This is a genomic window from Sphingobacterium sp. R2 (assembly GCF_040760075.1).
Classification (GTDB): Bacteria; Bacteroidota; Bacteroidia; order Sphingobacteriales; family Sphingobacteriaceae; genus Sphingobacterium.
Genome location: NZ_CP142884.1, coordinates 3,915,408 through 3,942,024, shown reverse-complemented (window position 1 = coordinate 3,942,024; position 26,617 = coordinate 3,915,408). Strand labels below are relative to the sequence as shown.

The following is a 26,617-nucleotide window of genomic DNA, read 5'->3' as shown; positions in this document are numbered from 1 at the left end:
AATTATTTAAAGTCATAATTTATTGGAGCTGAGGTCAGTTCAGGATCAGTTGTTACATCTGCAGAAGGATAGGGCAAACACCAAATATTGGATGTTGCGCCCACTGCGTGCACATAAGATCCTGCGGGCAGATTGTGTACCACTGACTGGGGCTTATACCCACTTTGCGCGCGAGGAGAATTTGTCCAGCCTTTACCAGAAGGATAGAGCAGAGGATCATAGGTGTAAGCCCAAGCAGCATAATTAGTAAATGGAGTTTCAGCATCACTATCTTTCAGCTTGTTGTTAAGAAGGTTAAGGATCCAGTCCATGTCGTAGAAAGATCTCCTTTTAAGATCAGTCCAATAGATTGTTTCATAAAAAAATTCGAGTCTCCTTTCCATAAATAATTTATTGCGGGTAACCGTTGTTGTAGCCACGTAATTTTGTGTATTTTTGCTGAATGCCCTTTCTCGAACTTTATTAAAATAAGCTAGCGCAAGCGGATCAGCAGTCTGTTGCTGTTTTCCCAGGGCGGCTTCAGCATACATGAGATAAATTTCCGACATCCGTAGCATGGGCGATACTAAGCCTGTATTGCCCTGAACGGCGGCACCATCGGTGTCTTTACTGCTTCCGACGACGAATTTTTTTAGATTGACCTTTGTCTTTCCACTAGGCACAGTCCAGCTTCCCGCGCTTAAGTGTGTTCCTATGTAATTGTAATTTTGTCCGGGTACTGCTACACTTCCACGCATGCGTGCCAACGCACCATCATCAACGAAAGACTTTAGCATATCGTAAGAGGCGAATATCGCTCCGCCCCCGTTCAAGTTTCCTGTTAATTCTCTGTTGTAAGCAAGATCGTTCAATGGACTTGTATATCCCCATTCTGTAATACCTGGTATAAATTGAATTCCAAACAAAGTTTCTGAATTATTATTGTTCTGCGTTCGCCATAATTGTTCAAAATCGGATAACATAGCATAGTAGCCGCCTTCAATTACTTGTTGACATAGCTTTTTTACTTGCTCGAAGTAATTGTCAGCCAATCCGCTGTTGCTACCGCCATTATTCCTGCTTATATATTCAGCTGAAAAATGATTACCCATGGCGTAATTTGCAGCCATGAGGTACAACCGCGCCAGCATACCGCGTGCGCTATCTTTGGTGACCCGACCTTTTGTATCGGTATCTTTAAGATGTTCGGCCGCAAATAGTAGATCATTAATGGCATATTGTACCACATCTTCAAAGCGATTTGGCGGAGTTAGCGGATTTAACGTATGGTTTCTAGGATCGTCTATAATAGGCACATCATGCCAAAGATTGGCAAGATACCAATAAGCGGTTGCACGCATAAAACGGGCTTCAGCTTCACATGCTTTTGCTTCCGTTTCGTTTACACCATTTGCGATCGCTGTCTTTACATAATCATTGATAATGTAATCCGCTTGGGTAATGACAAGATATAGTGATGCCCAGGAGTTCGCGATGCTATTGTAATTGGCAACTTCAGAGAACAAAGCCGTGGTAATCAGTTCGCCGGTGACTCCATCGACATACAGATTCCCCGCTCTGGCTTCGGTGATTTCCCGAAGTGAGGTGTTGGTGGTATACCATGGACGACAGTACAGAAACGCTGTGGCACCACGGAGGTCAGCGATATTTTTAAACGATTCATTAGCTTGTTTCTGTGTTTCTGATGTTACATCGAGGTATTTTTCGCAGCTGGAAAAGCCTATTAAAGCGGCACAGGCCAAAGAGATATAATAAAATGCTTTTTTCATGATCAAATTGATTAAAAAGTAATATCTAAACCCAATGTGTACGTCCGAGGTGAAGGGACAAATCCACCGTCTACGCCGTAGCGAAGCATACTCTGACCCGAGCTAGAGCCTACTTCGGGCGTGTAGCCTTTATATTTTGTGAAGATGAACACATTCTGTAAATTGGAATATACCCGAATAGTATTGATATTATATTTTGATAAGAATTTTGTAGGAAAACGATAACCCAATGCAATATTCTGTACCCTTAAGAAAGTTCCATCTTCTACAAAACGATCACTAAAGATACTATTTTGAGCGTCTCTGACCGATATTCTGCCTAATTCAGGGTCTGAGCCGGGTAGCACATAAGCGTTCCAAACGTTTGTATTTTCTGCATTGCCATCGTAGTAACCAATTTGAGCATAATTGGCTACCCCTTTTCGAACGTTGCTGTACGTTCTGGGATTGTCTAGAGATGTTCGGAGAATATTAAAGATCTTATGGCCGAATGATCCGTTTAGAAATAGCGTGAAATCAAAGTTTTTGTAATTAAATGTATTGTTCAGACCAAACGTAAATTTAGGCAATGGGCTTCCGATCAATGCCATGTCAGCATCGTTGATGATCCCGTCCTGATTTAGATCTGCATAAAGGATGTCGCCTACATAGGTGGAGGTTGCTAAACCTTCATTATTCACGATATCTCCAATTCTATTCTTAAAAGTTGCTGTAATTACCGTACTGGTGCCGTTACCGTTGTCTTTTAAATAGTCTGCGGCAGAATTAATTCGGCCACTCTGCTTATATCCGTAAAATTGCGAAATAGGCCGACCCTGCATCGTTTGTGTGATGATATTTGTTCCATTAGAATAATCAATTTGCTGAATTGTTGCTGTACTGGTATTCATCCGCGTTACCTTATTTCTATTGAGGGTAAATACGAGTCCGCTTCGCCAATTAAAATCAGGTTTTTTGACGTTATGTGTATTGAGAGAAAACTCAATTCCTTTATTTTGAATTGCACCAATATTATAATAAGGTGGGGCTGCCGAGCCAGGGGTATTGCCACGTGTTCCGGTAAATGAGGGCAACGACAGCCGCAAAAGAAGATCGTCTGTGATTTTATTGTAAGCATCAAAAACTAGTTCGATACGGCGTTTTAAAAAGCTTAGATCTAAACCTATATTCCATGACTTTGTTGTTTCCCATGTTATAAACTCGTTCGGAATATTTGAAGTCGAATATCCGATGCCCCAGTTATTTGTGAGGGCATTGGCCAAAATGGCTTGGTAAGCAAATGCGTCAACATTGGCATTGCCAACAGCTCCATAGCTCACTCTAAATTTGAGGTCATCGATTGTATTTTTCAGAGGAGCGAAGAACCGCTCCTGGGATACCCGCCACGCCAGCGCTGCTGAAGGAAAATTTCCCCATCTATGGCCTCTAGCAAAGTTATGCGATCCATCACGGCGAAATGTTGCGGTAAAAAGATATCTATCATCATAATTATATGTACCTCTTGCAAGGAAAGAAACCCTTTTGGTTTCGTTTGAGTTTCCGGCATTCGAATCATATTCCGCGTCGCCAGCGTCTAAACCTGGCAGTTCACTTGAACCGTATTGCCGCTCACCCATTAAAAATTCATAACGTGTGGCAATGACTTCATTTCCGAGCATAAATGTTGTCTTATGTTTTGTGCCAAAATCCTTGTTAAAATTTAGAAGGTTTTTCAGCGACCAGAACGTATTGAAGGACTTTTCATGTCTCGTTTCAGCGTTTGATTTAATCGAAGCCCCGAATGTATAAGCCGGCAAAAACTGCTGATAATTATTTGTATTACCTTCCCCGGTGAGTTCGGATCTAAAATTCATCCATGTCGTCGGTTTAAATTCCAGGTAGAAATTACCTCTTCCTCCGAATTGGGTCCGATTACGTTGGTTGAGCTGCGCAATCGCCAATGGGTTTGCAAAGCCTAGATTATTGGCATCATACTCCGACGAGGGGCCACCAAATGTACCATCGGCGTTGCGTACAGGTATAGATGGTGTTTGGAGCAAGGAGCTTCCTACAACACTCCATGCTGAAACAGCAGTAGCCTGTTTAGTATAATTTGCATTCAGTACAGCACCCATCTTTAGCCAGGGGCGCAATTCGGTCTCTTGGTTTAGTCGGAAAGTAAATCTTTTGAAGCCTGCCCCATATATGATACCATCTTGATCAAGATAACCTGCAGATACTGCATAATTGGAGATCTTGGTGCCACCTCTTACAGCAACATCATACGTTTGTAGTTTTCCCACCCGATAGAGCTCATCTTGCCAATTTGTTCCTTCACCTAAATACTCAGGGTGCGCAAAATCAGTCCGAAAGCCATAACCAAGCACATTGGAAAACGCGTTGTGGTGTACGGCATACTCCCTGAGATTCATCATTTCTATCTTTTTTGGGAGCTCTTCAAGACCATATTTTGCATTGAAACTGATGATAGGGCGCGCATTTTTACCCTTTTTCATCGTGATTATAATGACACCATTTGCACCCTGAGCACCATAAATTGCGGAAGCAGATGCATCTTTAAGCACCTCGATACTTTCAATGTCATTCGGATTGATCCCTGCCAGTGCATTCACGTCGTTATTACCAGTCTGTCCACTCATAATAACTCCATCTACAACGTAAATAGGCTCATTGGTACTGTTGATTGAGTTAATTCCCCGAATCTGAACAGAGCTTCCGCCTCCAGGAAGGCCAGAGTTGGATGACATTTGTAACCCCGCTATACGCCCCTGAAATACTTGATCTATTGTAGTGGGTACAGATTGTTGTATACTCTCTGCCGAAATTGACGACACAGCACCTGTAAGGTCACTTTTCTTCATTGTACCATACCCAACGTTTACAATAACTTCGTCAATTTTCTTGGTGTCTTCTTGCAGGATAACGTCAATCGTTCTACGATTTGAAATAGCGACTGTAATGGATTGATAACCTACGCTCGAAAAGTTAAGGTTTGCATTTTTTGGAGCCTTTATGGTATAGAAGCCATCATTGTTTGTTTTGGTTACGGTACTGGAATTCTCTATTCTCACCGTAACGCCAATCAACGGCTCACCGGACAAATTTTTCACTGAGCCTGTTATCTGTGTACTCTGACTGAAAGCTTCTAGACAGGTGAACAAATACAGAATTATTAATAAATGAATTTTCATAATTTAAAGAGGTTAGTTTATTGTTCCAATTTTTCTCTTTTGAAAAAGACTATTGATTTATTTCTAGTTTTTAAATCAATTGTTACGCCTAAAGAATAGGAAAGAAATTTTTGGCTTGGCACGTCGCAGTAGATGTTCAGTGGTTGTTAAAAATTGGACTGATGGATGAAATTGGCGCACAGCAATACTCATTCCTTGATTTGGATTTTTCATAATATAAATAGTATTTATAATTGGTTTAGGGAATTTCGTTCGACATAGGTCGGAATGCTTGCCCTTTGTTGGATTTAAATGTCGTGATAACATTTTAAAATTAAAATACAGTTGTGTTTCATAATCATTGTAATTTGTTACATCCTTTTTTAACTTACTGTGATACAGATGTAAAAATTACGATGAGCATATGCGCTAGAAGATTTATTTTTCTTGCTTGTTGCTTATTCCAACGATCATTTTTATATTTGGCGAATTAACTAAACATGAAAGCGAAACAATTCATATGGATCTTGCTGCCATTGATGCTCCTACAGAGTTTCTCAAATGTATGGCTATGGTCTGTATTTGAATTGAATAGGGATTATATCGCACGCAATGAATGTGTAAATCGCTTCAATGAAAAAGCACTGTCCTGCCGCGGACAATGTGTATTGATGAAGAAAATGCGCGAACATGAGGAAAAAGAACAAAAAAATCTTGAATCTCGTATTATTGACGTAGTCTTTGTCGACAGCTCCCACAATTTTTCTTTTGATATATCTTCCTTAAATCACGAAGATAATATTGGTTTGACTTACCCAGAGTACAAACAAGATTATTCGTACAATCCCATTTTTACAATTTTCCATCCACCATTGGTTTAAATTATTTTATAGCATGTAACAATTGATAAGCTATTCAATGCGATAGCTTTTTCAATTGCGATTGTCAAAAATAAATAAATCAAGATAACATGAACACATATTCCCGTATTGGGATATCTGTGGGCTTATTTTCATTTTTAACATGCCAATTTATTGCATGTTCGCCATCCTCTGTTTCAGATCGATTACCCATTTTAGGGGAAAGAGAGATTACTGAAACTGATAAGGACGGAATTAAGCTTATGGATACCCTATACCATACAATTCCCGATTTTACACTGGTAGATCAGGATAGCAACATCGTGTCTAAAAATACATTGAAAGGAAAAATCTATCTGACCGATTTCTTTTTCACGCGTTGTCCCACGATCTGTCCCGTCACTGCTCGCAATTTGCTTCAGGTAGCAAAACACTTTGTCAATGAACCCCGGGTTGTTATTGTATCACACACGGTAGACCCCAGATACCACAGACCCTATGTGTTGAAGCGGTATGCAGCAGAACTGGGCGCACCCTCCAATTGGCTTTTCCTTCATGGTCCGAAAGCCGCGGTGTACGAGCTCGCTGGTAATGAAGGTTATTTCTCGTTCGCACAGCAAGATCCGAATGCTCCAGGAGGATTCGTTCATAGTGGTGCTTTTACACTTGTTGATACTGCTTTTCGGATCAGGGCTGTATATGATGGTACAAAAACAGATTCAATTCCAAAAATTATAGCCGATATTCAGGTTTTGCTGAATGAAGGATAACAAAAGACAATTAAATGAAATTATCAAAACTAGTTTTCAAACTAACCGTAGCATTTTCAATTGCCTTATTGGCGATCGCTTGTTCGTCCGAAAATAACGCCAAAAAACATACTGGTGCCAAGGATTCCGTGGCACCATCCATTCCCAGCGAATCCGAACTTATTCCGATCTCTGATACCACAAACAATGAGCTAACATTTAAAGTGTTTGCTGATGCTAAACTTGACAATAAGTACCACACTGTTTATTTACAGGTAAAGGACAAAGATGGCAAACCTTACAATAGTTCATCCCTTGACTATTACCCACAGATGGATATGGGAATGATGAAACATGGAGCACCTTTTGAACATCCTATTGCTTTAGGCGAGGGCTGGTACCGTGGGGCAATAGTGTTTATCATGGCCGATATACCGGATATGGGACCAGGCTGGCATTTGTATACCCTTTTAACAAGGGACAATAAAATAGATACCGTGGTCATTAAACTTCCGGTATCAGCCACAAAGACAATTCGGACGATGAGCTCCGGTACCCGGGATGATAGTCGCGTATTTATATCTAACCTGCTACCTGACACAGTAAAGCAAGGACAGCATCCCATCAAGTTTTTGATGAGTAGGATGGAGCACAATAATTTTCCACCATTGGATGGATACGTCATCAAGCTGAAAACAAATATGCCATCTATGGGACACGGCTCTTCGGGCAATAAGGATGCTGAAGGAATAGGAAATGGTTACTATGAAGGCGAAGTTAACTTTTCCATGGCCGGACAATGGGAAATCATCGTTGAACTGTGGAAAGACGGCAAGAAAGCGAATCAGGATGATATTAAATATTTTGTTCAGGTAATTAAATAGTAATTGAAATAAAAATATGGAATTAGCATAACATACGGCTGTTTTTTCAACTCCAAATAGCTTCCAAGTTTGCGATAATTTTATAACCAACACACATATAAAAAATAAATTATTAAAATGAAAAAAAATCTAATGTTTTTATTGACTGCAGTTGCAGGTATTATTCTTTCATCTTGTGAGAAAGAAGTAGTTAAAGAAATCTTAACTGACAGCCAGGGAACAGCAACGCTCAAATTCGACGCAAGATATGGTGACCAGGATTTTGAACTGAACAAAAAATATGATTTCAAGCTGACCAATGAAAGTGGCACCTACAATCTTCAATTTGATTTTAACAGATTCCGTTACTGGGTCAGCAATGTCAAGTTGATCAATGCTGCCGGACAGGAAGTCTTGGTACCCAATTCATATTACCTAGTAGAGGAAACCCAAGAACTGGTCGTTGATCACTCCAATGATGTCTACCCTGCTACAAAAAGAGAAGAAATACAGCTCAAAAATATTCCGGTAGGACAATACAAAAGTATCAAATTTTCGATCGGTGTTGAGCCTAAATATAATGATAACTTCTCGTTGACCACAGGGGAGCTTGGCGTGCTGAACGGAATGGGGTTTGATGATGGATGGATGTGGTTTACAAGCTACAAATTCTTGAACCTGAAAGGAAATATCTATTGGGCCGATGGCAATCCAAACAAAAAACCATTATTGTGGGATATCGGTTCCAATGATCTCTATACTGGTGCAGAGAAAGAAGTTACATTTGATAAAAATATTGAAATCAGTGGTACCAACACTTCCAATATCAATTTTAATGTCGATGTGAAAGAGCTTTTGTCAAACACCCGTTATCCTTGGGCCAATAATACCATCAGTCAGACAACAAAAGATCTGATGAAAGGCTTGCGCGATACGTTTCTTTCCAAGGCAATAGTTTTCAAAGGAACTGAATCCAAAACAAAATAAGATCAGTGGGGATGTCAATGTCAAAAAATAATAAGGTACTGCATTTTGGATTTTTGTTGTTGGCCAATCTAATGTTTTCCTGTCAGAAGGAAACCATAGAAACGGTTGATCCGGAAGATAATACGCCTTACGTAATGGAAGTGCCCGCCAACTTTCCAAAGCCTGCCGCTATGCAAGACAATCCCCTGACCAAAGCTGGCGTCGAACTCGGACAGCGCCTGTTTTACGAACCCTTATTGTCCTCTACCATGACAGTAAGCTGCGCAAGCTGCCATCATCAGGATCGTGCTTTTTCGGATGGTCTGATCCTTTCAAATCTTGGTATCTCTGGCAAAGCCCTGGATCGGCATTCACCTGCATTGTTCAATCTGGCCTGGGCCAATAATGGACTTTTTGGGACGGCGGATCCAAAAATTTAGAATCGCAGGCCTTTGGTCCTTTGACGCACGAGGATGAAATGGGAATTTACTTTCCCGAAATGGTCGATCGTTTAATGGCAAAACCTCTTTATGTCGGTCTCTTTAAAGAGGCATTTGGAGAAAATCCTACGGCTGCGGGTGTGGTGAGGGCCCTGGCCCAGTTTCAGCGCACAATTATATCCGCCAATTCAAAATACGATCGCTACAAAAGGAAAGAGGGACAGGTTAGCTTCAGTGAAGACGAACTGCTGGGTATGCAATTGGTTCAGTCAAAATGTGGAGGCTGTCATTCTACAGACTTATTTACAGACAACAATTATCACAATAATGGTATAGATACCGATTTTAGTGACGATTCCAAAGATTGGGTTTACAAGGGGCGATATCGCATCAGCTACGATATCAAAGACTTAGGCGCGTACAAAACGCCTTCTCTAAGAAATGTCATGGTAAGCGCTCCTTATATGCATGACGGACGCTTCGCAACCATTGACGAAGTCTTAAAACACTATCAATCCGGAATAAAAAACACAATATATACAGACCGGCTACTTTTTCAGGCTAATGGAAATCCGGGGATTGCTCTTTCAGACAGAGAAGTAAAAGCGATCAAAGCATTTTTGATCAGCCTTACTGACGAGAAGCTACTTTCAGAAGCGAAATACGCTAATCCAAAGTAAAGCATCAAAAAAAAAACATAAAAACAAAAAATATGAAAACGATTCAATTTAATATTTCGGTATTCATTCTTGCTATTTCACTCTTTTTAGCTGCCGGATGTAGCAAGAAGGATGCACCTGCACCTGACGATACTAAAAAAGGAGTGTTCTCCATCGAATTTGACAATATCGTTGGCGATGAGACATTGGGATTTGATACCCGTGCGTATAGAAATGCGAAGGGTGAAACTTTTCGGATCAAAATACTACGGTATTATATCAGCAACATTAAGCTCTACAAAGCAGACGGCAGTGAATATGTGGTTCCACAGGAAAAAAGTTACTTTTTTATAGAGGGTTCGGATAAAGCTACACGGTTTGCAAAAGTTGAGGTTCCTGAGGGGGACTATAATAAAGTCAAATTTATCATCGGGGTTGATAGCGCACGTAGTACCATGCCAACGGAAGCAAGGCAAGGTGTGTTGTCCTTTAATCCTGAAGAGGGGCATGACGGAATGTACTGGGGATGGAATCAGGGTTATATTTTCTTTAAGCTGGAGGGGTATTGTGATGCAATATCGGACGATCAGCAAGGGGATCCAACGGGAAATAAACAGTTTAAATATCATATTGGTGGATATGGAGGTTACAATCCCAAAGCACCTACACTCAATAATATAAAGGAGATCAGTATGGATTTAAATCAGGCTGGCATCGCCCAGGTCCGCGAAGGCTTGCGAAGCAATGTGCATTTGTTCGTTGATGTGATGAAAGTGTTCAATGGGCCTTACACATTTTCCATTGTGCAGCATCCAAATGTCATGTTTAGCGAATTCAGTCAAAATATCGCCAATAACTTTACCTCCTTGTTTACCCATGACCATACCGAAAACTTCGTAAAAAGCGAATCTGAATTGTAACTATGAAAAAGTTTATTGTTTTTTCACTCGTCTTAGCCCTGGTCTGGGCCTGCCATAAAGCAGATGATATTGTGGAGGATATATTTCCCGGCTTTGTACCTCCGGGTAATTTTCCGGATCCCGTTTATAAGTTTGAGCGTAATCCCATCACATCCGAGGTGTTCGAGTTGGGGCGCCAGCTTTTTTATGAACCACGTTTGTCCCGCAACAATACCATTGCCTGCGGGAGTTGTCATATCCTTTCAGCGGCATTTACCCACCATGGTCACGATGTGAGCCATGGTATTGACGATAGGCTGGGCATACGAAATCCGATGCCGATTTTCAATATGGCCTGGCAAAAGGAATTCTTTTGGGATGGTGGTGTCTTCGATTTAGATATGTCGCCGGTTAACGCAATTACAAATCCTGTGGAGATGGACGAGTCAGTAAGTAATGTACTGAGCAAACTGCGCAAAGATTCCGATTATCAGCAACGGTTCAAGAAAGCCTTCGGTAGCGAGGGGATTACAGATGAGCGGTTCTTTAAAGCGCTTTCTCAATTTATGCTTATGGCCATTAGTGCCAATTCAAAGTATGATCAGGTTACGCGGAAGGAAAATGGAGCCTCTTTTACAGATACTGAAAAAAAAGGCTACCTCTTTTACCAAAATAACTGCGCTCGTTGTCACACAGAGACTTTATTTACCGATCGTGATTATCATAACAATGGATTGTTACCCAATCATGCCAACGATATCGGCAGGGATACCGTTACCTTGAATCACAATGATCGCTATAAATTCAAGACGCCAAGCCTGCGCAACCTATCCTATACAGGTCCTTATATGCATGATGGCCGATTCTTGACTTTGGATCGTGTATTGGAGCACTATCGTAATGGTATGGTCGATTCAAAAACCCTAGATCCGGGATTTCGGAAAGCGGACGGCACTTTGGGTGTCCACATGTCGGATGAAGAAAAGGCTAATTTATTGGCGTTTTTAAAAACATTAAATGATGCCTCTTTCGTAAACAACAAAATATTGGGGGAACCTGGAAATACGGGTTTCGTGGTAAACTAAAATTAAATATGAAGCGAATAAAGATAAAACTATTAGTTCTAGCTATGGCCCTATTGCCCCTTTCATCATGGGCATGTGATATCTGTGGCTGCGGGGTAGGCAGCTATTACTTGGGCATACTGCCCCAGTTTAACAAGCGTTTTGTGGGTGTACGTTATCAGTACAAGACCCTACAGACCCATCTTGGACCCACTTGCAATCGGACGCCGATAAGTGCGGATGAGACTTATCAGACAATGGAACTGTGGGGGGCATGGAATTTTGGAAGCCGCTGGCGGGTTATGGCAATTGTTCCCTACAATTTCAATGAGCGTAAGATCCCTGGAAGTGGCGATATGGGGAAGATGGATGGGCTTGGAGATGTGGTCGTTTATGGTTATTACAAAATCTTCGAACAAATGGGAGGTACCCGCTCAAACAAGATGTTTAACCATTCCCTTTGGATAGGTGCAGGGATTAAAGCGCCTACTGGAAAATATGATAATTCTCAGCGATCATCAGCCAGTCAGGATGAACCCAACAACTTTCAGCTGGGTACAGCCAGCACAGATTTTATGATCAATCTGGCTTACGACATCCGTATTATGGACCTTGGATTGAACACCAATGTAAGCTATAAGATGAATACAGAGAACAAGTACGATTATCGTTATGCGAATAAGTTTTCTGTCAATTCATTATTATACTACAAATTCAATATAAAAGATAAAGTCCGTATTTCGCCCAACTTAGGAGTAGGTTACGAAACACAGCCTAAGGACGTCACTATGGCACGATATGATGTAGCACAGTCGGGAGGATATAGTTTGTCCGGAATAGGCGGTGTCGAAGTCAATATGGGTAAAATCAGTGTGGGAGCCAACTATCAAGCCTTATTGTCCCAGGATCTTGCCGACGGACGTGCCAAGTCAGGTCCACGCTGGCTAACCCATATTTCCTATAGTTTTTAATCACCATAATATAAAGAGAGATGAACAAAAGAATTAATGTAATCCTTTCCTGTATGGGTATCGTCGGGATGATCGCTTGCGGCGGTAATGGAGAAAACAAAAAAGAAAACGATACCAGTAAAGCAGCAAACCAAACCGTAGCATCGACAGATGCAGCAATGTTGGATTTTAAATCAGATGGATCCAAGGGAGTGGGGCCTGTCAGCACAATCGAACACAAAGCATTTGATGCACAGCTAGCCAATAAAGGTGTAGAGCTCTTTGTTTCCAAATGTGCCATGTGCCACAATTTTGAACGCACTTTAGTGGGACCATCGTTGGATGGCGTTGTAAAGCGCCGTACACCGGAATGGATTATGAATATGATGCTGGATCCAGCCACTATGCTTGAAAAAGATGCCGATGCAATAGCGCTGAGCAAAGATTTCAGTTCGCCGATGATTAGCTTAGGACTTCAGCAAGAAGAAGCCAGAGCTATTTTGGAATATTTGAGAGAACGTAATAGCGCCTCGAAATAAGTTTACCCATTTTATTTTTTACATTAAATATGAGACAATGGTTGTACCAAAAGAAAAACTAGATTTTTTAAGGATATTGATTCCTCTTCAAGCGGAATCGTGATTATGCCTATAGCCCAATTTTTACATGCTAAGAGATGCCAACCATTTTATACTATTTGGTGTTATTAAGAGGGAAAGCGATTAAACTATACTTTTCAAGAAAGTATTTGGAGCATATGGTAAAACTAAAGTCAAGATATATATATTTCAATAGTATATTTTGCACAATATAGTTTTAGTTGTAACTTTGATTACACGATGAGTTTTTAAACTTGGCTGATCGAATTTGATCTTTACGTTACATTGTCAATTATTTTTACTCCATAAGGTAATGGAGAGATATTTTAACACTTTATAAAAAAAATCGCTAAATATTAAAAAACATGAAAGTACTATTTGTAGTCACTTCCCATGATGATTTGGGAAATACAGGACATAAGACGGGATTTTGGGTGGAAGAATTCGCTGCTCCCTATTATTCATTTAAAGATGCTGGCTTTGAAATAACCGTTGCTACTCCAAAGGGCGGGCAGGCTCCAGTCGATCCAAATAGCGAGGTTCCAGATGCGCAGACGGCGGCGACCGAAAGATACTATAAAGATGAGGAAGTACAGCGAATTATTGCCAATACCGAAAAATTGAGCGATCAAAAAGCAGGCGATTTTGATGCCGTATTTTATCCGGGAGGTCATGGTCCGCTTTGGGATCTGGCAAATGATAGGGATTCCCAACAATTGATTCTTGATTTCTATAATGGCAAAAAACCTGTAGGAGCTGTGTGTCACGCACCCGGTGTCTTTAAAAATGTAAAATTCGATAACGGTGAAGCATTTGTTAAAGATAAAAACGTAACTGGTTTTTCGAATAGTGAAGAAGCTGCTGTCAAACTAACTGAGGTAGTACCATTTCTTGTAGAGGATGAGTTAAAAAAATTAGGCGGTCATTATACCAAAACAGATGACTGGGGTGTGCATGTGGTGGAAGATGGTTTTCTTATCACTGGACAAAATCCTGCATCTTCAGAAGCTGTTGCGGAGAAGCTTATTACACTTCTAAAAAAATAATAATAGACGATGAAAGGCAGTTTGTACTGCCTTTTGTCATTAAGCGGCACAACAACACTACTTAATGTCAAATTAGTCACATGCACCCCACCTTACCGTTGCTGGACAAAATTTTTGAAGGTGGGAAAAAATAATAATAAAATGGGCACTCAAATTCAAAATAAGATAAAAAACGTATTTGAAAAACAAAAAGACTTTTTCAGAACGCAGACCACGAAGGAAATTACGTTTCGTAAAATTCAATTGCAAAATTTCCGCAAGGTCTTTGCGAGTTATACTGACGCAATCTGTGAGGCTTTGAATATCGATCTTGGGAAAAGCAGGAAAGAAGCAGAATATGCCGAAATTCAAATTGTATTAAATGAACTTGATGATATGATCCAGAATATGGAAGAATGGGTAAAACCAACTTTCGTTAAATCAAAACCGCATACTTCAGGAGCTGATGTCATTAGTAAATATATTTACGAGCCCTATGGCGTGAATTACATTATCGGTCCATTTAACTATCCTGTTCAGTTGACTTTCAGCCCGCTCATCGGCGCCCTGATGTCGGGTAACACGGCTGTAATAAAACCATCTGAAAACACCCCACATGTTGCACAGGTTATTGAAGATATCGTAAAAGAAGCGTTTGATGAAAATTACGTTGCTGTATTTCAGGGTTCTATCGAAGAAAATAGCTTCTTATTGACTCTTCCGTTTGATTATATCTTTTTCACTGGAAGTCCAAAGGTTGGTAAGATCGTCATGAAAGCTGCCGCTGAGCAGCTTATACCGCTAACATTAGAGTTAGGTGGAAAATCCCCAACGATCGTTCATCACGATGCTGACCTAGAAAAAGCTGTTCAGCGTATTTCTTCAGGCAAGTGGATTAATTGCGGACAGACCTGCGTTGCGCCTGATTATGTTTATGTTCATGAATCTATCAAAGACGAATTTATAGACCGATTTAAGTCGTATTTGAGAGCAACTTACGAAGACAAATCATTAGGAAAAATAGGGAAGATTGTCAGTCAGCATCAGATCAAAAATTTAGCTTCTTATCTAGAAGCAGCGTCAGAGAAAGTGATCTATGGCGGTAAATACGATCTTGAGACACGTCATTTCGAAGCTACACTCATGACAAATATAAGTTGGGAGGATGATGTGATGCAACAGGAAATATTTGGCCCAATATTACCTATCCTCACTTATACTGATATAGACATAGCTTTAAATGAAATTAACTGTAGACCAAAACCTTTGGCGCTTTATGTGTTTTCGGAAGATCAAAAATTTGCAGACGATGTGATCGCACGAACAACAAGCGGTGATGCCGAAATTAACAGTACATTGATTCACGTGGGATCTCATTATCTCCCTTTCGGTGGAGTAGGAAATTCGGGAATGGGTAAATATCATGGTAAGTTCAGTCTAGAGAATTTTAGTCATCAACGATCTATTCTTCAAGTTATGTAGGATGTAACCTCAAATTTAATACAATAGAGGCTGCTTCTTACCAAAGCAGCCTCTATTGTATTAAATGACTGATCGGGATAGTCGTTTCATTGATAGCATGAATAATATCCAGCGGTGTAAGTTACGAGCTGATAAATTTTAAAGATTTGAGACCTGATGCGACTTTCAATTGTAATTTCTTAAAAGAAATTTATCATACACCATAACTTGCACAGTTTTTGTTTAGGTATCGTGAACTATTTAACGCTGCATTAGGTTGGTTATATAAGACCGTTTGCGCTGTCAATTTATTGGGTTCCTTACAACAAAATATGAAAACTGTTTTTATTTTAGAAGATGAGGTTGGTATACAGGAAGTACTTGAACTTCTTTTATCATCACAAAATTATAATGTCGTAACCTTTTCAACCGTGAAGGAGTTCAACTGTAGGGAAATGGCTGTTCAGCCGGATTTGTTTATGCTTGACGTGATGCTGCCTGATGGACTCGGAACCGAGGTGTGCCGAGTGCTTAAATGCGATCCAATAACATCTAAGGTACCGGTATTATTGATGAGTGCTCACGCTAAAATTATAAAAACCGATGATCCCCATAGCGCTGATGATTTTATGAGCAAACCATTTGATATCAACGATGTTATTTCAAAGGTTGATAAGTTGACCGCACTTCAGGCATAAGACAGGCTTGAATATAATGCTATTGTGATTAATGGGGGAGTGGTAGGCTGAAGGAAAAGATACTACCTTCATTTTGATCACTCTCTACGCCTATAGTTCCATCATGGAGTTCTACTATTTCCTTGCATAGATAGAGACCTATACCAAGGCCCGCTGTTCCACCAATGCTAATTTCCTTCACCCGATAATAACGTTCAAATATTCGTTCCTGGTCATCAAATGCAATGCCTTTTCCATGATCTCGAATACTAATTTTGATATTTTTATCGTCCAAAACATAATCTGTAATTATCGTCGATCCAGCAGCAGAATACTTTATGGCATTGCCAATTAAGTTATGTATGACCTGCGCTATCTTTTCTCGGTCAGCATATAAATTTACTGCCCCACAAGATTTAAAAATAAAGTTATGGGTTTTGACAGTGAAGCATATCTCTTCTTCAATTTCTGAAAACAACAATTTAAAATCAAAAACTTTTTTATCCATATACATCATACCCGATTCCAACCGCGACACATTGAGAAAGCCATTAATCATACTTGTCATATAGTCAACTTGCTTTATAGATTTACCAAGCATATTTTGAGGAGCAGCTTCCTTTGTATGAAAGTCCATTTGCTGTAACATTTGCAGATAAGCTTTAAGCGATGTTAGTGGTGTCTTAAGCTCATGACTCACCATACCCATAAAATCATCCTTCCGCTGTTCTTCTTTTTTTTGCTCTGTCACATCCCTAAGTGTACCATTAAGACTTAGTGGATTTCCATTTTGATCGTAGAATACTCTTCCATTTGCCTGAAGAAGCCTTATTTTTTTATCAATCTTATTTTTAATCCTATATTCCACAAAATAATGACCATCGGACTCAGGACTAATCGCGTATTGAATTGCTGCCAAAACATGATCCATATCCTCTGGTAAAATTACAGATATGGCTTCTTGAAGATCTGCATTTTCATAAGTTGAAAGGCCAAACCAAGTCTTGAGCATGGAGTTCCCCGAAAAATTATTTGTAGCAATTTGGTAGTAGAATGTAGCGAGCTCACCAGCTTCTATTGCCAGGGCGAGCATCTGCTGATTATTTTCATTCCGTCTTCTTTCCAAAAACTGTTGGGTAATTTCTTCTAGGATGATAAGCACACCTGAAATGTCGCCATCTCCTGAAAATATAGGCTGATAGATAGAATTTACGATCGCTTCTCTCAAGCCATCTTTGTGCAACAGTTTTACCGAGAATTCTGTATTAATTTTAGGCTCTCCGGTTTTATATACGTGTTTAATCCATTCGTTAACCGGCTGTCCCTGAAGCTCTGGCCGCGCACTTTCATGAGGAAATCCGATTAACTCTGACTCTTTGCGCCCCCAAATCTTGAGGATTGCAGGGTTGGCAATTTCAATGAGATGTTCGGGACCGTTTAACATGGCAATACCCACAGGTGCCTGCGCTATGATTGTTCGGATATACTCTCGACTATCTGCAAGCTGCTTTATATAGCTATTAAGTTCTTCATTCGTGGCGGTAAGTTCCTCAAGCGTAGCAGCCATTTCCTCATTGAGTGCCTGCTCTATTTCTTCTTTCTGCTTTATCTGCCTTAAAAACTCCCGGCGTGAAGTTACTTCGAGTGCAGTATTAAGAATACACCATGTTTTCTGATCTTGGTCAACAAGCGCTCTATATTCGTAATCAAAATAATCCAGTGTTTCCTTTCCGTTTTTGATCAGTACAGCGGGCGCCTCAGATACAGCATACGTTTTTCCGGTATGCCACACTTCTTGTAGCAATTTTAGAAACGGCTGGCCCTCAAGTTCGGGAATCGCTTCCATTAACGGTTTGCCGATAACAGAAGATTCTTTGCCCCAGAGTGCTAACATACCAGCATTTGCGAAACGGATAATCATATTTTCGCTGGAATATATAGCGGTGGGTGCAGGCGAGGAAGCTAAAGCCTGAATAATTAATTCAGTACTAAAGGAATTATCAAATGGGCCTTCGGTCGGGGAGTTCATACACCAGCAAAAGTATGGAAAAGATAATTTAAATCCATGTATAATCGCATTTAAATCCGCTATATGTTTACTCAAGAAACTTAATAATAGCTATCGTTCGAATTTTCTGATTTTATTGTATCTGTCTCTCTAGATTGCAGATTTTTGATCGGTAACATTTAATGCGATATTGCTGATTTTTTTAAAATGCGACTAAGTTCCATTATTTTCTTTGATAAAGTTTGCCTTTCAGTATTGGATTTGGCTAGGTTAATGGCCTGTTTGTAATGTTCAATAGCTCTTTTAATGTTTACGCTGGAATACAGGTAACCTAACAATTCATGATAATAATTGCTTTCAACTAAATTTAACTTTTTGGCTTCAGGAATAGCCTCTTTGTTGCCATAAACTTTGGCAAAAGCAAAAGTACGATTTAGTGCTGTGATCGGTGAATAATCAATTAAAATAAGTTGGTTATAAAGCTTTAAAATGTAATCCCATTTATTTTTACCGGTCGTTGTAGTATGCCAGTAAGCAATTCCCGCTTCCAGATGATATTTTGACAATTCGTTACCTGTTGTTGCATTTATCAGATAATAATTTCCTCTTTCAATAAGTGATTTATCCCAAAGACTTTTATCTTGCTCGTCAAATAAAATAGCCTCATTTTTATCATTTGTGCGCGCCCTAAGTCGTGAACTTTGAAAACACATAAGAGCCAATAAAGCATTGCATTCAGCTGTGTTTGTCAATGAATTCTCCGTCAATAACAATGTGAGTCGTGTTGCTTCTGAACAAAGATCTATTTTAATTTGCTGTTTGTCTGATTTAGAAAAATAGCCTTCGCTAAACAACAAATACAATGTTCTCAAGACAATGTTCAATCGCAAGCAAATTTCGGTTTTTGTTAAACTTTTAAGTTGAAAATTATCATTTCGAAGATTTGCCCTCGCTCTTTGGAGTCTCTTCTTAATAGTTTCTGACTTTGTCAAAAGCGAGTCGGCAATTTCCTCAATGCTAAAACCGCAAAAAATCTGAAGTGCCAGGCAAATTTGGCTTTCATCTGAGTTTACAGGATTACACACGGCAAAAATCATCGCTAATTGACTATCGGAAACCATTTGTGAGTCAAATTCGAAATTGGGCTCAACTTCGATGCAAGGCTGTATTTCCTTTTTTATTTTTGTCTCAAAAACAGATAGTTTCCTGAAGTAGTCTTTGGTTTTGTTCTTTGCCACCACATAGAGCCATGCTCTTGGATTTTCGGGTATTCCGTTGACGGCCCAATGTTGCGAAGCTTTTAAAAATGTATCGCTGACAATATCTTCTGCAATTTCTATATGCTTTAAACCAAAATTACGACATAAGACCGCCGTTATTTTTGTATACTCCAATCGGAATAAATGAGATAGAAGCTTCATGGTATAGAATTTTTACACACTCTATTAAAATTATGCAAAACTTTCCAACAAAAATGTTGTTGGAAAGTTCGCTTGGATTTATCTAATCACGTTTGACAACTTCTCGAACTTCAATGCTTCCACCCACTTGGGTAAAAATTGGATTGTCTTTCGCCATTTCTACTGCTTCGTCAATATGATCTGCTCTTACAACAATATAACCGCTGATAAATTCTTTAATTTCTGTATAAGCCCCATCTGTTATCACATTGTTGGGCCTTACCGTTTTAGCACTTCCCTCAAATGGTAATAGTGTGCTGCCTTTATCCACCAATTTGTTTTGTGATGCAATTCCAGCTAACCAATTCATACGTTCCTCCATTTGTTCAGGCGAAGGTTTGAAGTCTGAAATGTCCTTTAATCTAAAAATTAATGCAAATTCTTTCATATGTTTAAAGTTGTTATTATTTGCAGTTAATACGATTGATTTACTAAAATAGGGACAATCTTGTGCTGATTTTAATACTAATTTATTAAAAAAAGCGTTTACAGCCAAGTTTACTTATATCTTCGTAACCGCATTGCCAAATACAGTGATATTCATAATAATGTCTTAAAAATTGCAGTGAAGATTGATTACCTGCGACCTGATGAACTTAATTTAAAGAAGTTTTAAGCTTCCTAATTAATTATGCTTTGCATATATTAACTGCGTTAACGCCTTTCTTTCTATTTTCGAGATCAAATGTTACGGCGGCACTTTGAATTACATCATTCAGTAGGGCATGATGAGTTGACGAAACTATCCTGAACTCCATCTGACGGTGTAATAAAACCGAGTACTTAATAAATAGCACTACGCATAAAGCAGTTAAGTCAAATTATTTCCCTAATATCTTTTTCCTATGGTTCACACCCCAGTTGTGTAGTTCCTCAATTACCTTTTGTAATGTAAAGACATAATCAGTGGCCGTATATTCTACCAGCACAGGCGACTCATCATACACGGTCCGTTTGACGAGCTGGTGTTCTTCCAGATCTTTTAGTTCTTTAGCGAGTACTTTTGAGGAAATTTTCGGAATACTTCTTTCTATTTCCCTAAAACGTTTGTGGCCACTCATAATGGAAATAATGATGAGGATTTTCCATTTTCCGCTGATAACGTCAAGGGTATCACGAACGGTTAGCATTCTCGCCATACAGTCGGATTCGGTACTTTTTGGAAATTGATCTTTCATTTTACTTACTTTAAGGTAACTGCTTACTTTAGGGTAACTGCTTACTTTAGGGTAACTGCTTACAAAATGTAAGCAAATGTAGGTATTTTTGAATTACAAAAAATCTATTACAACAATTAAAGTAAATTAAAAATGACAAAACAAATTGATTTCTCACAGAATCCAGGTGCAAGAACAAAACGTAACTATTGGATCATCAGCTCTATTACCATGGCGTTAATCATTTTGCCATCCTTCTTCGCACCAAGGGAATATCTCATCCAGACGACCAAAAACTTGCAGTTTCCAGATTACTTCACACTTGAACTGGATATCTTAAAAATCGTGGGAGCCATCTTCATTCTTATTCCAGGTATTCCGACGATGCTTAAAGAATGGGCTTATGTAGGTTTCGGAATTCTCTTGCTTTCCGCAAGTCTAGCACATGGTATTGTCGATGGGCTGGCGAAAGGTATTGCCCCGCTTATTCCGTTTGCGTTGTTGGCTGTATCTTATTATTATTTCCGCAAACTAAACTATGAAAAATAGTACACTAGCGATAATATTATTCCTGCTTTTCATTATGACGTTTGGTAAGGGAAGGAACCAGTGCAATTAAAAGAAACAAAAAATAGGACGATGGGAAAAAAAATGAAAATAGAAATATGGTCAGATATTATGTGCCCTTTCTGTTACATCGGAAAGCGTAATATCGAGAAAGCTTTAGCTCAGTTCCCTTTTATGGATCTTGTAGAAGTAGAATGGAAAAGCTTCCAACTTGATCCAACTATACCCGAATCCCCCAAATATCAAGACGATATTTATATGTTTGTGGCCGACCGGAAGGGATTAAGTTATGAGGAGTCAAAAAAGAGACATCACGATCTGATGAAGTATGCTCAAACTGTAGGTCTTCAATATAACTTAGATAAACTATTGGTCACCAACTCAATGAAGGGTCACCGGATTATACAATTTGCCAAAACCAAAGGTTTAGGTGAGGAAGCTGAAGAGGTTTTATTTAATGCCTATTTCACCAAAGGTAAAAATCTTAATGATCAACAAACCTTGGTCGAGCTCGGACTAGAAATAGGTTTAACGGAAGGTGAAATCAATACTGCACTGACAGACCCTATCTATATGCAAAAAGTAAAATTTGAGAGCCAAGAAGCACAGACCTTAAGCGCTAAAGGGGTTCCTTTTTTCGTAATCAACCGCAAATATGCTATCGCTGGCGCTCAACAGCCCAATGATATTTTAAAAACCCTTGAAAATTCCTTCTCTGAGTGGCGGAAAGAAAATCCGCAGACAACATTAGGAATAATACAAGGAAAAAACTGCTCAATTGACGGCGATTGCAATTAAATGTCATAGGGAAAAAGCGTTTATGCTCGTCATACTGGCATTTGGATGCAGTTTGGATGCGTATAAAGCGTTATTGGTACTAAGACAGGTCAGCAGCAATAAATGTTGCTGACTTTCATATTGAATATTTAGGTCCATTAGATCAGTTATTTATGGGTCAAAGTTAATAGGACTAGAACTATTTAACATGTTATCGGTTTATAGCAAATAAATTGATTACATTTGTCTTATTGATCTTATCGCATGAATTCTCCCAAAAACATTGATCCTGAGTCGTTGCTCAGTGTACTTTTTCACTCACCAAATGCTACGGCAGTCTATCAGGGAGAAGACATAAAAATATTAACCGCCAACTTAGCAATGCTTAATTTCTGGGGAAAAGACAGATCCATTGTTGGTAAAAACCTGCAGGATGCCGTTCCTGAACTTAAAGGACAGCCTTTTGTTGATATTCTCAAAGGAGTATGGTATTCGGGTGAAACTTACATCGCAAAAAACTGTTCGGCGTTTCTTCAAAAAGATGGTGTTATCCAAGAGTTTTTCTTTGATTTTGAATACAAAGCTATTTTAGATGAAGACGGCTGCATAGCGTATATCCTTCATACTGCTTCAGAAGTTTCCGAACGTATGGAAGCGTTAAGACTTGCAGGGGAAAAGTCACTTGTGGAAAACAATCTTAACGAAAAGCTTTTGGCCATAAATGAGGAGTTTAAAGTAATAAATGCAGATCTTCTATCTAAAAACGAGGAACTCATTACTTCAGAAGACAATCTTCATAAACTAATTTCTTTGTTGCATGAGCAGCAGCAGCTTTTCCGAATTATGATTGAGCAGTCTCCTGTTGCCATGGCTACTTTGAAGGGTCCTGACTTTGTTGTGGATGTGGTTAATCAGCATGTTCTTGACATTTGGGGTAAAGATCGCTCTGTATTGGGGATGCGGCTTGCTGACGCCTTGCCTGAACTGAAAGATCAGCAATTCCTCGATATTTTGAAAAATGTTTATGAAACCGATCAACCTTTTTACGGAAAAGAGCTTAAGGCCCTACTTACCGTAGATGGGGAAACGCTAGAGCGCTATCTTAATTTCGTTTACCAGCCTACGAATGGACTCTCAAAGGAAGAAAAGCTTATTCTTATTGTCGCGACGGATGTTACAGAACAGGTAAATAGTCGAAAAGCAATCAATGAAATAAATACCCGACTGGAGATTGCAATGGATGCTAGTAGATTAGGTTCTACCGAGGTGCAGCTAGCAACTGGAAAGATGGAGAGTACAGATCGATTTAAGATGAACTACGGATTTATGCCAGAGGAGGAATTTTGTTACGCGGATCTGTTTGAGGCAATGTATCCTGAGCATAGGGATCGGGTAAAAGCACTCGTGCAGCAGGCCATTCGTACCAATGGAATTTATAGTACCGAGTACCCTGTCAAATGGCGCGACGGCTCCACTCATTGGATTCAGGCTCATGGACGTCCTCGTTACAATGATCTGGGTGTGGCTGATCGGATGGTAGGCATGACATTAGATATTACCGATCGTAAACTTTTTGAGCAGCAGAAAGATGACTTTTTAAGTATTGTGAGCCACGAATTGAGAACGCCAATAACGGTTTTAAAAGCTTCCCTACAGTATCTTGAACTTTTAAAGGATAAGCCCTATAGTAATCTTCATTCAAAAATGATCAACCAATCTTTAAGGAGCGTGGAGAAGATGAACGAATTGGTGGCTGAACTATTGCAAATACGTCGCCTTACTGAGGGACAGCTTGAAATTAAGAAAGATTGGTTTAATATGTTTGATCTTCTTCAGCATACCTGTGACCATATTTGCTTTGAGAAAGAATATCAACTGGTTGTTTCGGGAAATCAAACTGCAAGCGTGTATGCCGATGAGCATAGGATCGATCAGGTTGTTATCAATTTTGTCAATAACGCCATGAAGTATGCGCCGATGTCGAAAGAAATTCATCTAAATGTCGAGGTACTGGAAAATCAATCGGTAAAAGTCTCTGTCCGCGATTTTGGCATAGGCATCGAGCAAGAAGCCCTGCCTAAATTATTTGACAGATATTATAGGGTAAGTCATTCGGGTAAAGAATATTCTGGATTAGGACTTGGTTTATACATCTGTTCTGAAATTATCAGAAAACATGAAGGCCAGATAGGAGCCCAGAGTGTTGTTAATGAAGGAAGTACATTTTGGTTTATCCTACCGAACGGCAAGTTATCTGATTAGATTTCTACTATAATTCGCCTTCTTATTGCTTGTTTCATAAAGATTATTTATTAAAATCTCACCTTTACACAGATCAATTTACTGCGATAAACCGTCATTTCTCATTTTTAGAAATTCTTTGTTGTAGAATTAACTGTAGCATCCCTCGTGGTTCCAGTTGTATATTGCGTATAAAATACTTTAACTAATTATCGGGAATCAATCTTTTACCTAAACGATTTGGGATCTGTCCGAGCATTTTCTGACAAGAACACTTCATCATTTATAGTTGTCCGTTTGTCATTTATTTTTCTTAGTCCATTGGTTTTATTCCTGATTTGTACCTGAAAGTAACAGGAAAATACAAATAAGTTATATCAGACTAACAACAATGCTCTTAAATATTAAACTCCTTTTGGCAATCATGCTTTTCAGCTTTGCAAGCCCTCAATTGATGTATGCTCAGATTCCAGATTATGTCATCCCTGAAATAAAAGGGAACACGATCGAAAAGACGCTGGTTGTTTTTATCACTGGCGATGGTGGATATAACAATTTTAGCAAGAGCTTATTGCGCTATTTTGAGCGAGACGGTTTCGATAGGTTGATCCTCGATTCAAAAAAATATTTTTGGAAAAAGAAGACACCGAAAGAGGCAAGTCAAGATTTTGAAAGATATATTCACCAGTATCTAGAAAAGTCTAAATGTGATAATATCTATATCATCGGCCACTCCTTTTCTGCGGCAGTACTTCCGTTTATAATACATAACTTCTCGGCTGCTCTGCAGAAAAAAATCAGGCATGCTACCTTTCTTTCTCCAGATCGATATGCAAGTTTGGAAGTGACATTATCCACTATGCTTAATTTCAAACAGAAGCCAAATGAGTATGAGGTTCTTCCTGAAGCGCTCAAATTGAGATCTATTGCTTCCACCTATATATTTTGTAAAGAAGGTGAGGAGGAATTAGCATCCATGTTTCAAAAATCAGGATTATCCGTAGCCCGGTTAGACGGACCTCATAATTACAACAGAAATTTTCAAGCAATTTACCAGGCAATCAAGCTCACTAAATAAAGCTTGCAAACCAAACGATTATTAAAAAATAAAAACATTTTAATGAATTTTATGCGCAGCTACCTCGTTTTCCTTTTTTTATTTGCTATTTCATCCTTGCCTGCTCAGGAACTCATAACCGGAAAAGTTGTTGATGCCAGCAGCGGTCTAGCAATAAGAGGTGTTACCGTCAAACATATGCAAAGCGGCATTGCAAGCAGTACCGATCAATCGGGTAATTTTCATCTGCAGATTTCCGCCTTAAAAGGAACACTATCCATTAGCTCGGTTGGTTACACAAGCCAGACGATGCTTGTTTCGCAGCTTACTCCAGGGAAATCCCTAACAATCATACTTTCCGAATACAGTCAAAATCTGGACGAGATAGTTATCAACGCGCCGAAAAAGCGGTACAGAAATAAGAACAATCCAACGGTCGACTTTATCCGAAAAGTAATCGAAAAACATGACGAAAACAATGCGCTTAAAAGTGCGGATCAGGTTTTTTCAGAATATGAGAAACTTTCAATGCCATTGGGCATTCTCAATGAGAAAACTGCCGACTCCCGTCTTCTGAAAAAGTTCACTTTTCTTAAAGCTGGGCTTGATACAGTAAAGTTACCGGGACGGTCGCTTATACCGATTTACATGAATGAAAAGCTTGGAGCTAGAACGATATCCAATAGTCAGGGTTCGTTGTATACGTTAAGAGCTGAGAATCAATCGCGGGTAGATCAGTTTATCGATGAGGACGGATTAGACGAATACTTAAATAAGATCTACGGATTGAGCGATGTATATGAGAATGATGTGGCCATTGGTAACAGACGTTTCTTAAGTCCGATTGCCACCCTGGGACCTTCTTTCTATAAATATTATAGAATGGATACGATCAGCGAAACATCGCCTAAGCAATTAAAAATCCGATTCCTGTCTCCATCTTTTTCGTATGCCAATTCTTGTTGTGTCCATAATATAAGTTTGCGTTCAGATCAAAGATGTTCAATCTTTAAAGAATTCCTGTAGCACTTCCATTGCTCAAAAGTCGGAAAATAAAGGTAATTCGTAAAATTAAAATGACCAACGCTTTTTGACATTTAGTAAAGTCTGTTTGTCCGTTTTATTTTTAAGGCTGAAGTTTATCAACTTGCTTTGCAGCACTAAATTTTTGCACATGAAAGAATTAATTAAGAACGTAT

Annotated in this window: 24 protein-coding genes; 18 read left to right on the top strand and 6 right to left on the bottom strand. The window is 39.3% G+C overall.

Translation table 11 applies throughout. The annotated features are described in order from the left end of the window. Nucleotides 1–2: 2 nt before the first annotated feature. Nucleotides 3–1,769 carry a RagB/SusD family nutrient uptake outer membrane protein gene (locus VXM68_RS16425; RefSeq protein ID WP_367209399.1) on the bottom strand — a complete coding sequence of 589 codons (1,767 nt, stop codon included), beginning with the start codon at nucleotides 1,767–1,769 and terminating at the stop codon, nucleotides 3–5. 11 nt (nucleotides 1,770–1,780) lie between these two features. Further along, the gene (locus VXM68_RS16420; protein ID WP_367209398.1) at nucleotides 1,781–4,960 is read right to left on the bottom strand and encodes a SusC/RagA family TonB-linked outer membrane protein; all 3,180 of its coding nucleotides are present in this window, start codon (nucleotides 4,958–4,960) and stop codon (nucleotides 1,781–1,783) included. A gap of 479 nt (nucleotides 4,961–5,439) precedes the next feature. On the opposite strand from VXM68_RS16420, the gene VXM68_RS16415 reads away from it, so the two are divergent. From VXM68_RS16415 to VXM68_RS16355, 13 genes are all read left to right on the top strand, one after another. Further along, nucleotides 5,440–5,820, top strand: coding sequence for a hypothetical protein (locus VXM68_RS16415; protein WP_367209397.1), 381 nt, complete (start codon nucleotides 5,440–5,442; stop codon nucleotides 5,818–5,820). 89 nt (nucleotides 5,821–5,909) lie between these two features. After that, nucleotides 5,910–6,569, top strand: a complete 660-nt coding sequence (locus VXM68_RS16410) for an SCO family protein (RefSeq protein ID WP_367209396.1) — start codon at nucleotides 5,910–5,912, stop codon at nucleotides 6,567–6,569. Between the two features lie 14 nt (nucleotides 6,570–6,583). Continuing rightward, entirely contained in the window at nucleotides 6,584–7,432 is an 849-nt protein-coding gene (locus tag VXM68_RS16405; RefSeq protein ID WP_367209395.1) for a FixH family protein, read from the top strand. A 117-nt stretch (nucleotides 7,433–7,549) separates the two neighbouring features. Beyond that, nucleotides 7,550–8,398 carry an MbnP family protein gene (locus tag VXM68_RS16400; RefSeq protein ID WP_367209394.1) on the top strand — a complete coding sequence of 283 codons (849 nt, stop codon included), beginning with the start codon at nucleotides 7,550–7,552 and terminating at the stop codon, nucleotides 8,396–8,398. A gap of 17 nt (nucleotides 8,399–8,415) precedes the next feature. Then, complete coding sequence (locus VXM68_RS16395) at nucleotides 8,416–8,817, top strand: cytochrome-c peroxidase (protein ID WP_367209393.1); 402 nt, start codon at nucleotides 8,416–8,418, stop codon at nucleotides 8,815–8,817. 20 nt (nucleotides 8,818–8,837) lie between these two features. Then, nucleotides 8,838–9,497, top strand: a complete 660-nt coding sequence (locus tag VXM68_RS16390) for a cytochrome-c peroxidase (RefSeq protein WP_367209392.1) — start codon at nucleotides 8,838–8,840, stop codon at nucleotides 9,495–9,497. A gap of 32 nt (nucleotides 9,498–9,529) precedes the next feature. Beyond that, nucleotides 9,530–10,396 carry an MbnP family protein gene (locus VXM68_RS16385; RefSeq protein WP_367209391.1) on the top strand — a complete coding sequence of 289 codons (867 nt, stop codon included), beginning with the start codon at nucleotides 9,530–9,532 and terminating at the stop codon, nucleotides 10,394–10,396. Between the two features lie 2 nt (nucleotides 10,397–10,398). Then, nucleotides 10,399–11,460, top strand: a complete 1,062-nt coding sequence (locus VXM68_RS16380) for a cytochrome-c peroxidase (RefSeq protein WP_367209389.1) — start codon at nucleotides 10,399–10,401, stop codon at nucleotides 11,458–11,460. Nucleotides 11,461–11,468: 8 nt separating this feature from the next. After that, the gene (locus tag VXM68_RS16375) at nucleotides 11,469–12,410 is read left to right on the top strand and encodes a transporter (RefSeq protein WP_367209388.1); all 942 of its coding nucleotides are present in this window, start codon (nucleotides 11,469–11,471) and stop codon (nucleotides 12,408–12,410) included. Between the two features lie 20 nt (nucleotides 12,411–12,430). Continuing rightward, complete coding sequence (locus VXM68_RS16370) at nucleotides 12,431–12,928, top strand: cytochrome c family protein (protein ID WP_367209387.1); 498 nt, start codon at nucleotides 12,431–12,433, stop codon at nucleotides 12,926–12,928. 425 nt (nucleotides 12,929–13,353) lie between these two features. After that, the gene (locus VXM68_RS16365; protein WP_367209386.1) at nucleotides 13,354–14,034 is read left to right on the top strand and encodes a type 1 glutamine amidotransferase domain-containing protein; all 681 of its coding nucleotides are present in this window, start codon (nucleotides 13,354–13,356) and stop codon (nucleotides 14,032–14,034) included. A gap of 141 nt (nucleotides 14,035–14,175) precedes the next feature. Then, nucleotides 14,176–15,495 carry an NAD(P)-dependent benzaldehyde dehydrogenase MdlD gene (gene mdlD, locus VXM68_RS16360; protein WP_367209385.1) on the top strand — a complete coding sequence of 440 codons (1,320 nt, stop codon included), beginning with the start codon at nucleotides 14,176–14,178 and terminating at the stop codon, nucleotides 15,493–15,495. A gap of 311 nt (nucleotides 15,496–15,806) precedes the next feature. Then, complete coding sequence (locus tag VXM68_RS16355) at nucleotides 15,807–16,172, top strand: PleD family two-component system response regulator (RefSeq protein WP_367209384.1); 366 nt, start codon at nucleotides 15,807–15,809, stop codon at nucleotides 16,170–16,172. A 28-nt stretch (nucleotides 16,173–16,200) separates the two neighbouring features. On the opposite strand, the gene VXM68_RS16350 is transcribed toward VXM68_RS16355, so the two are convergent. The 4 genes from VXM68_RS16350 to VXM68_RS16335 form a co-directional block, all read right to left on the bottom strand. Then, the gene (locus VXM68_RS16350; RefSeq protein ID WP_367209383.1) at nucleotides 16,201–18,180 is read right to left on the bottom strand and encodes an ATP-binding protein; all 1,980 of its coding nucleotides are present in this window, start codon (nucleotides 18,178–18,180) and stop codon (nucleotides 16,201–16,203) included. Between the two features lie 158 nt (nucleotides 18,181–18,338). Beyond that, entirely contained in the window at nucleotides 18,339–19,553 is a 1,215-nt protein-coding gene (locus tag VXM68_RS16345; RefSeq protein ID WP_367209382.1) for an RNA polymerase sigma factor, read from the bottom strand. 109 nt (nucleotides 19,554–19,662) lie between these two features. Then, nucleotides 19,663–20,007, bottom strand: coding sequence for a YciI family protein (locus tag VXM68_RS16340; RefSeq protein ID WP_367209381.1), 345 nt, complete (start codon nucleotides 20,005–20,007; stop codon nucleotides 19,663–19,665). A gap of 433 nt (nucleotides 20,008–20,440) precedes the next feature. Then, nucleotides 20,441–20,797, bottom strand: coding sequence for a helix-turn-helix domain-containing protein (locus VXM68_RS16335; RefSeq protein WP_312365684.1), 357 nt, complete (start codon nucleotides 20,795–20,797; stop codon nucleotides 20,441–20,443). 132 nt (nucleotides 20,798–20,929) lie between these two features. Between VXM68_RS16335 and VXM68_RS16330 the strand changes: the two genes are divergently transcribed. From VXM68_RS16330 to VXM68_RS16310, 5 genes are all read left to right on the top strand, one after another. After that, entirely contained in the window at nucleotides 20,930–21,325 is a 396-nt protein-coding gene (locus tag VXM68_RS16330; RefSeq protein WP_312365685.1) for a DoxX family protein, read from the top strand. Nucleotides 21,326–21,427: 102 nt separating this feature from the next. After that, the gene (locus tag VXM68_RS16325) at nucleotides 21,428–22,141 is read left to right on the top strand and encodes a DsbA family oxidoreductase (RefSeq protein ID WP_312365686.1); all 714 of its coding nucleotides are present in this window, start codon (nucleotides 21,428–21,430) and stop codon (nucleotides 22,139–22,141) included. Between the two features lie 243 nt (nucleotides 22,142–22,384). Continuing rightward, entirely contained in the window at nucleotides 22,385–24,382 is a 1,998-nt protein-coding gene (locus VXM68_RS16320; RefSeq protein ID WP_367209380.1) for an ATP-binding protein, read from the top strand. Nucleotides 24,383–24,752: 370 nt separating this feature from the next. Beyond that, a complete protein-coding gene (locus tag VXM68_RS16315) occupies nucleotides 24,753–25,439 on the top strand; it encodes an AcvB/VirJ family lysyl-phosphatidylglycerol hydrolase (RefSeq protein WP_367209379.1) in 687 nt (228 codons plus the stop codon). A gap of 42 nt (nucleotides 25,440–25,481) precedes the next feature. Further along, nucleotides 25,482–26,444 (top strand): carboxypeptidase-like regulatory domain-containing protein, encoded by a 963-nt coding sequence (locus VXM68_RS16310; RefSeq protein WP_367209378.1) that lies wholly within the window; start codon nucleotides 25,482–25,484, stop codon nucleotides 26,442–26,444. Nucleotides 26,445–26,617: the final 173 nt, after the last annotated feature.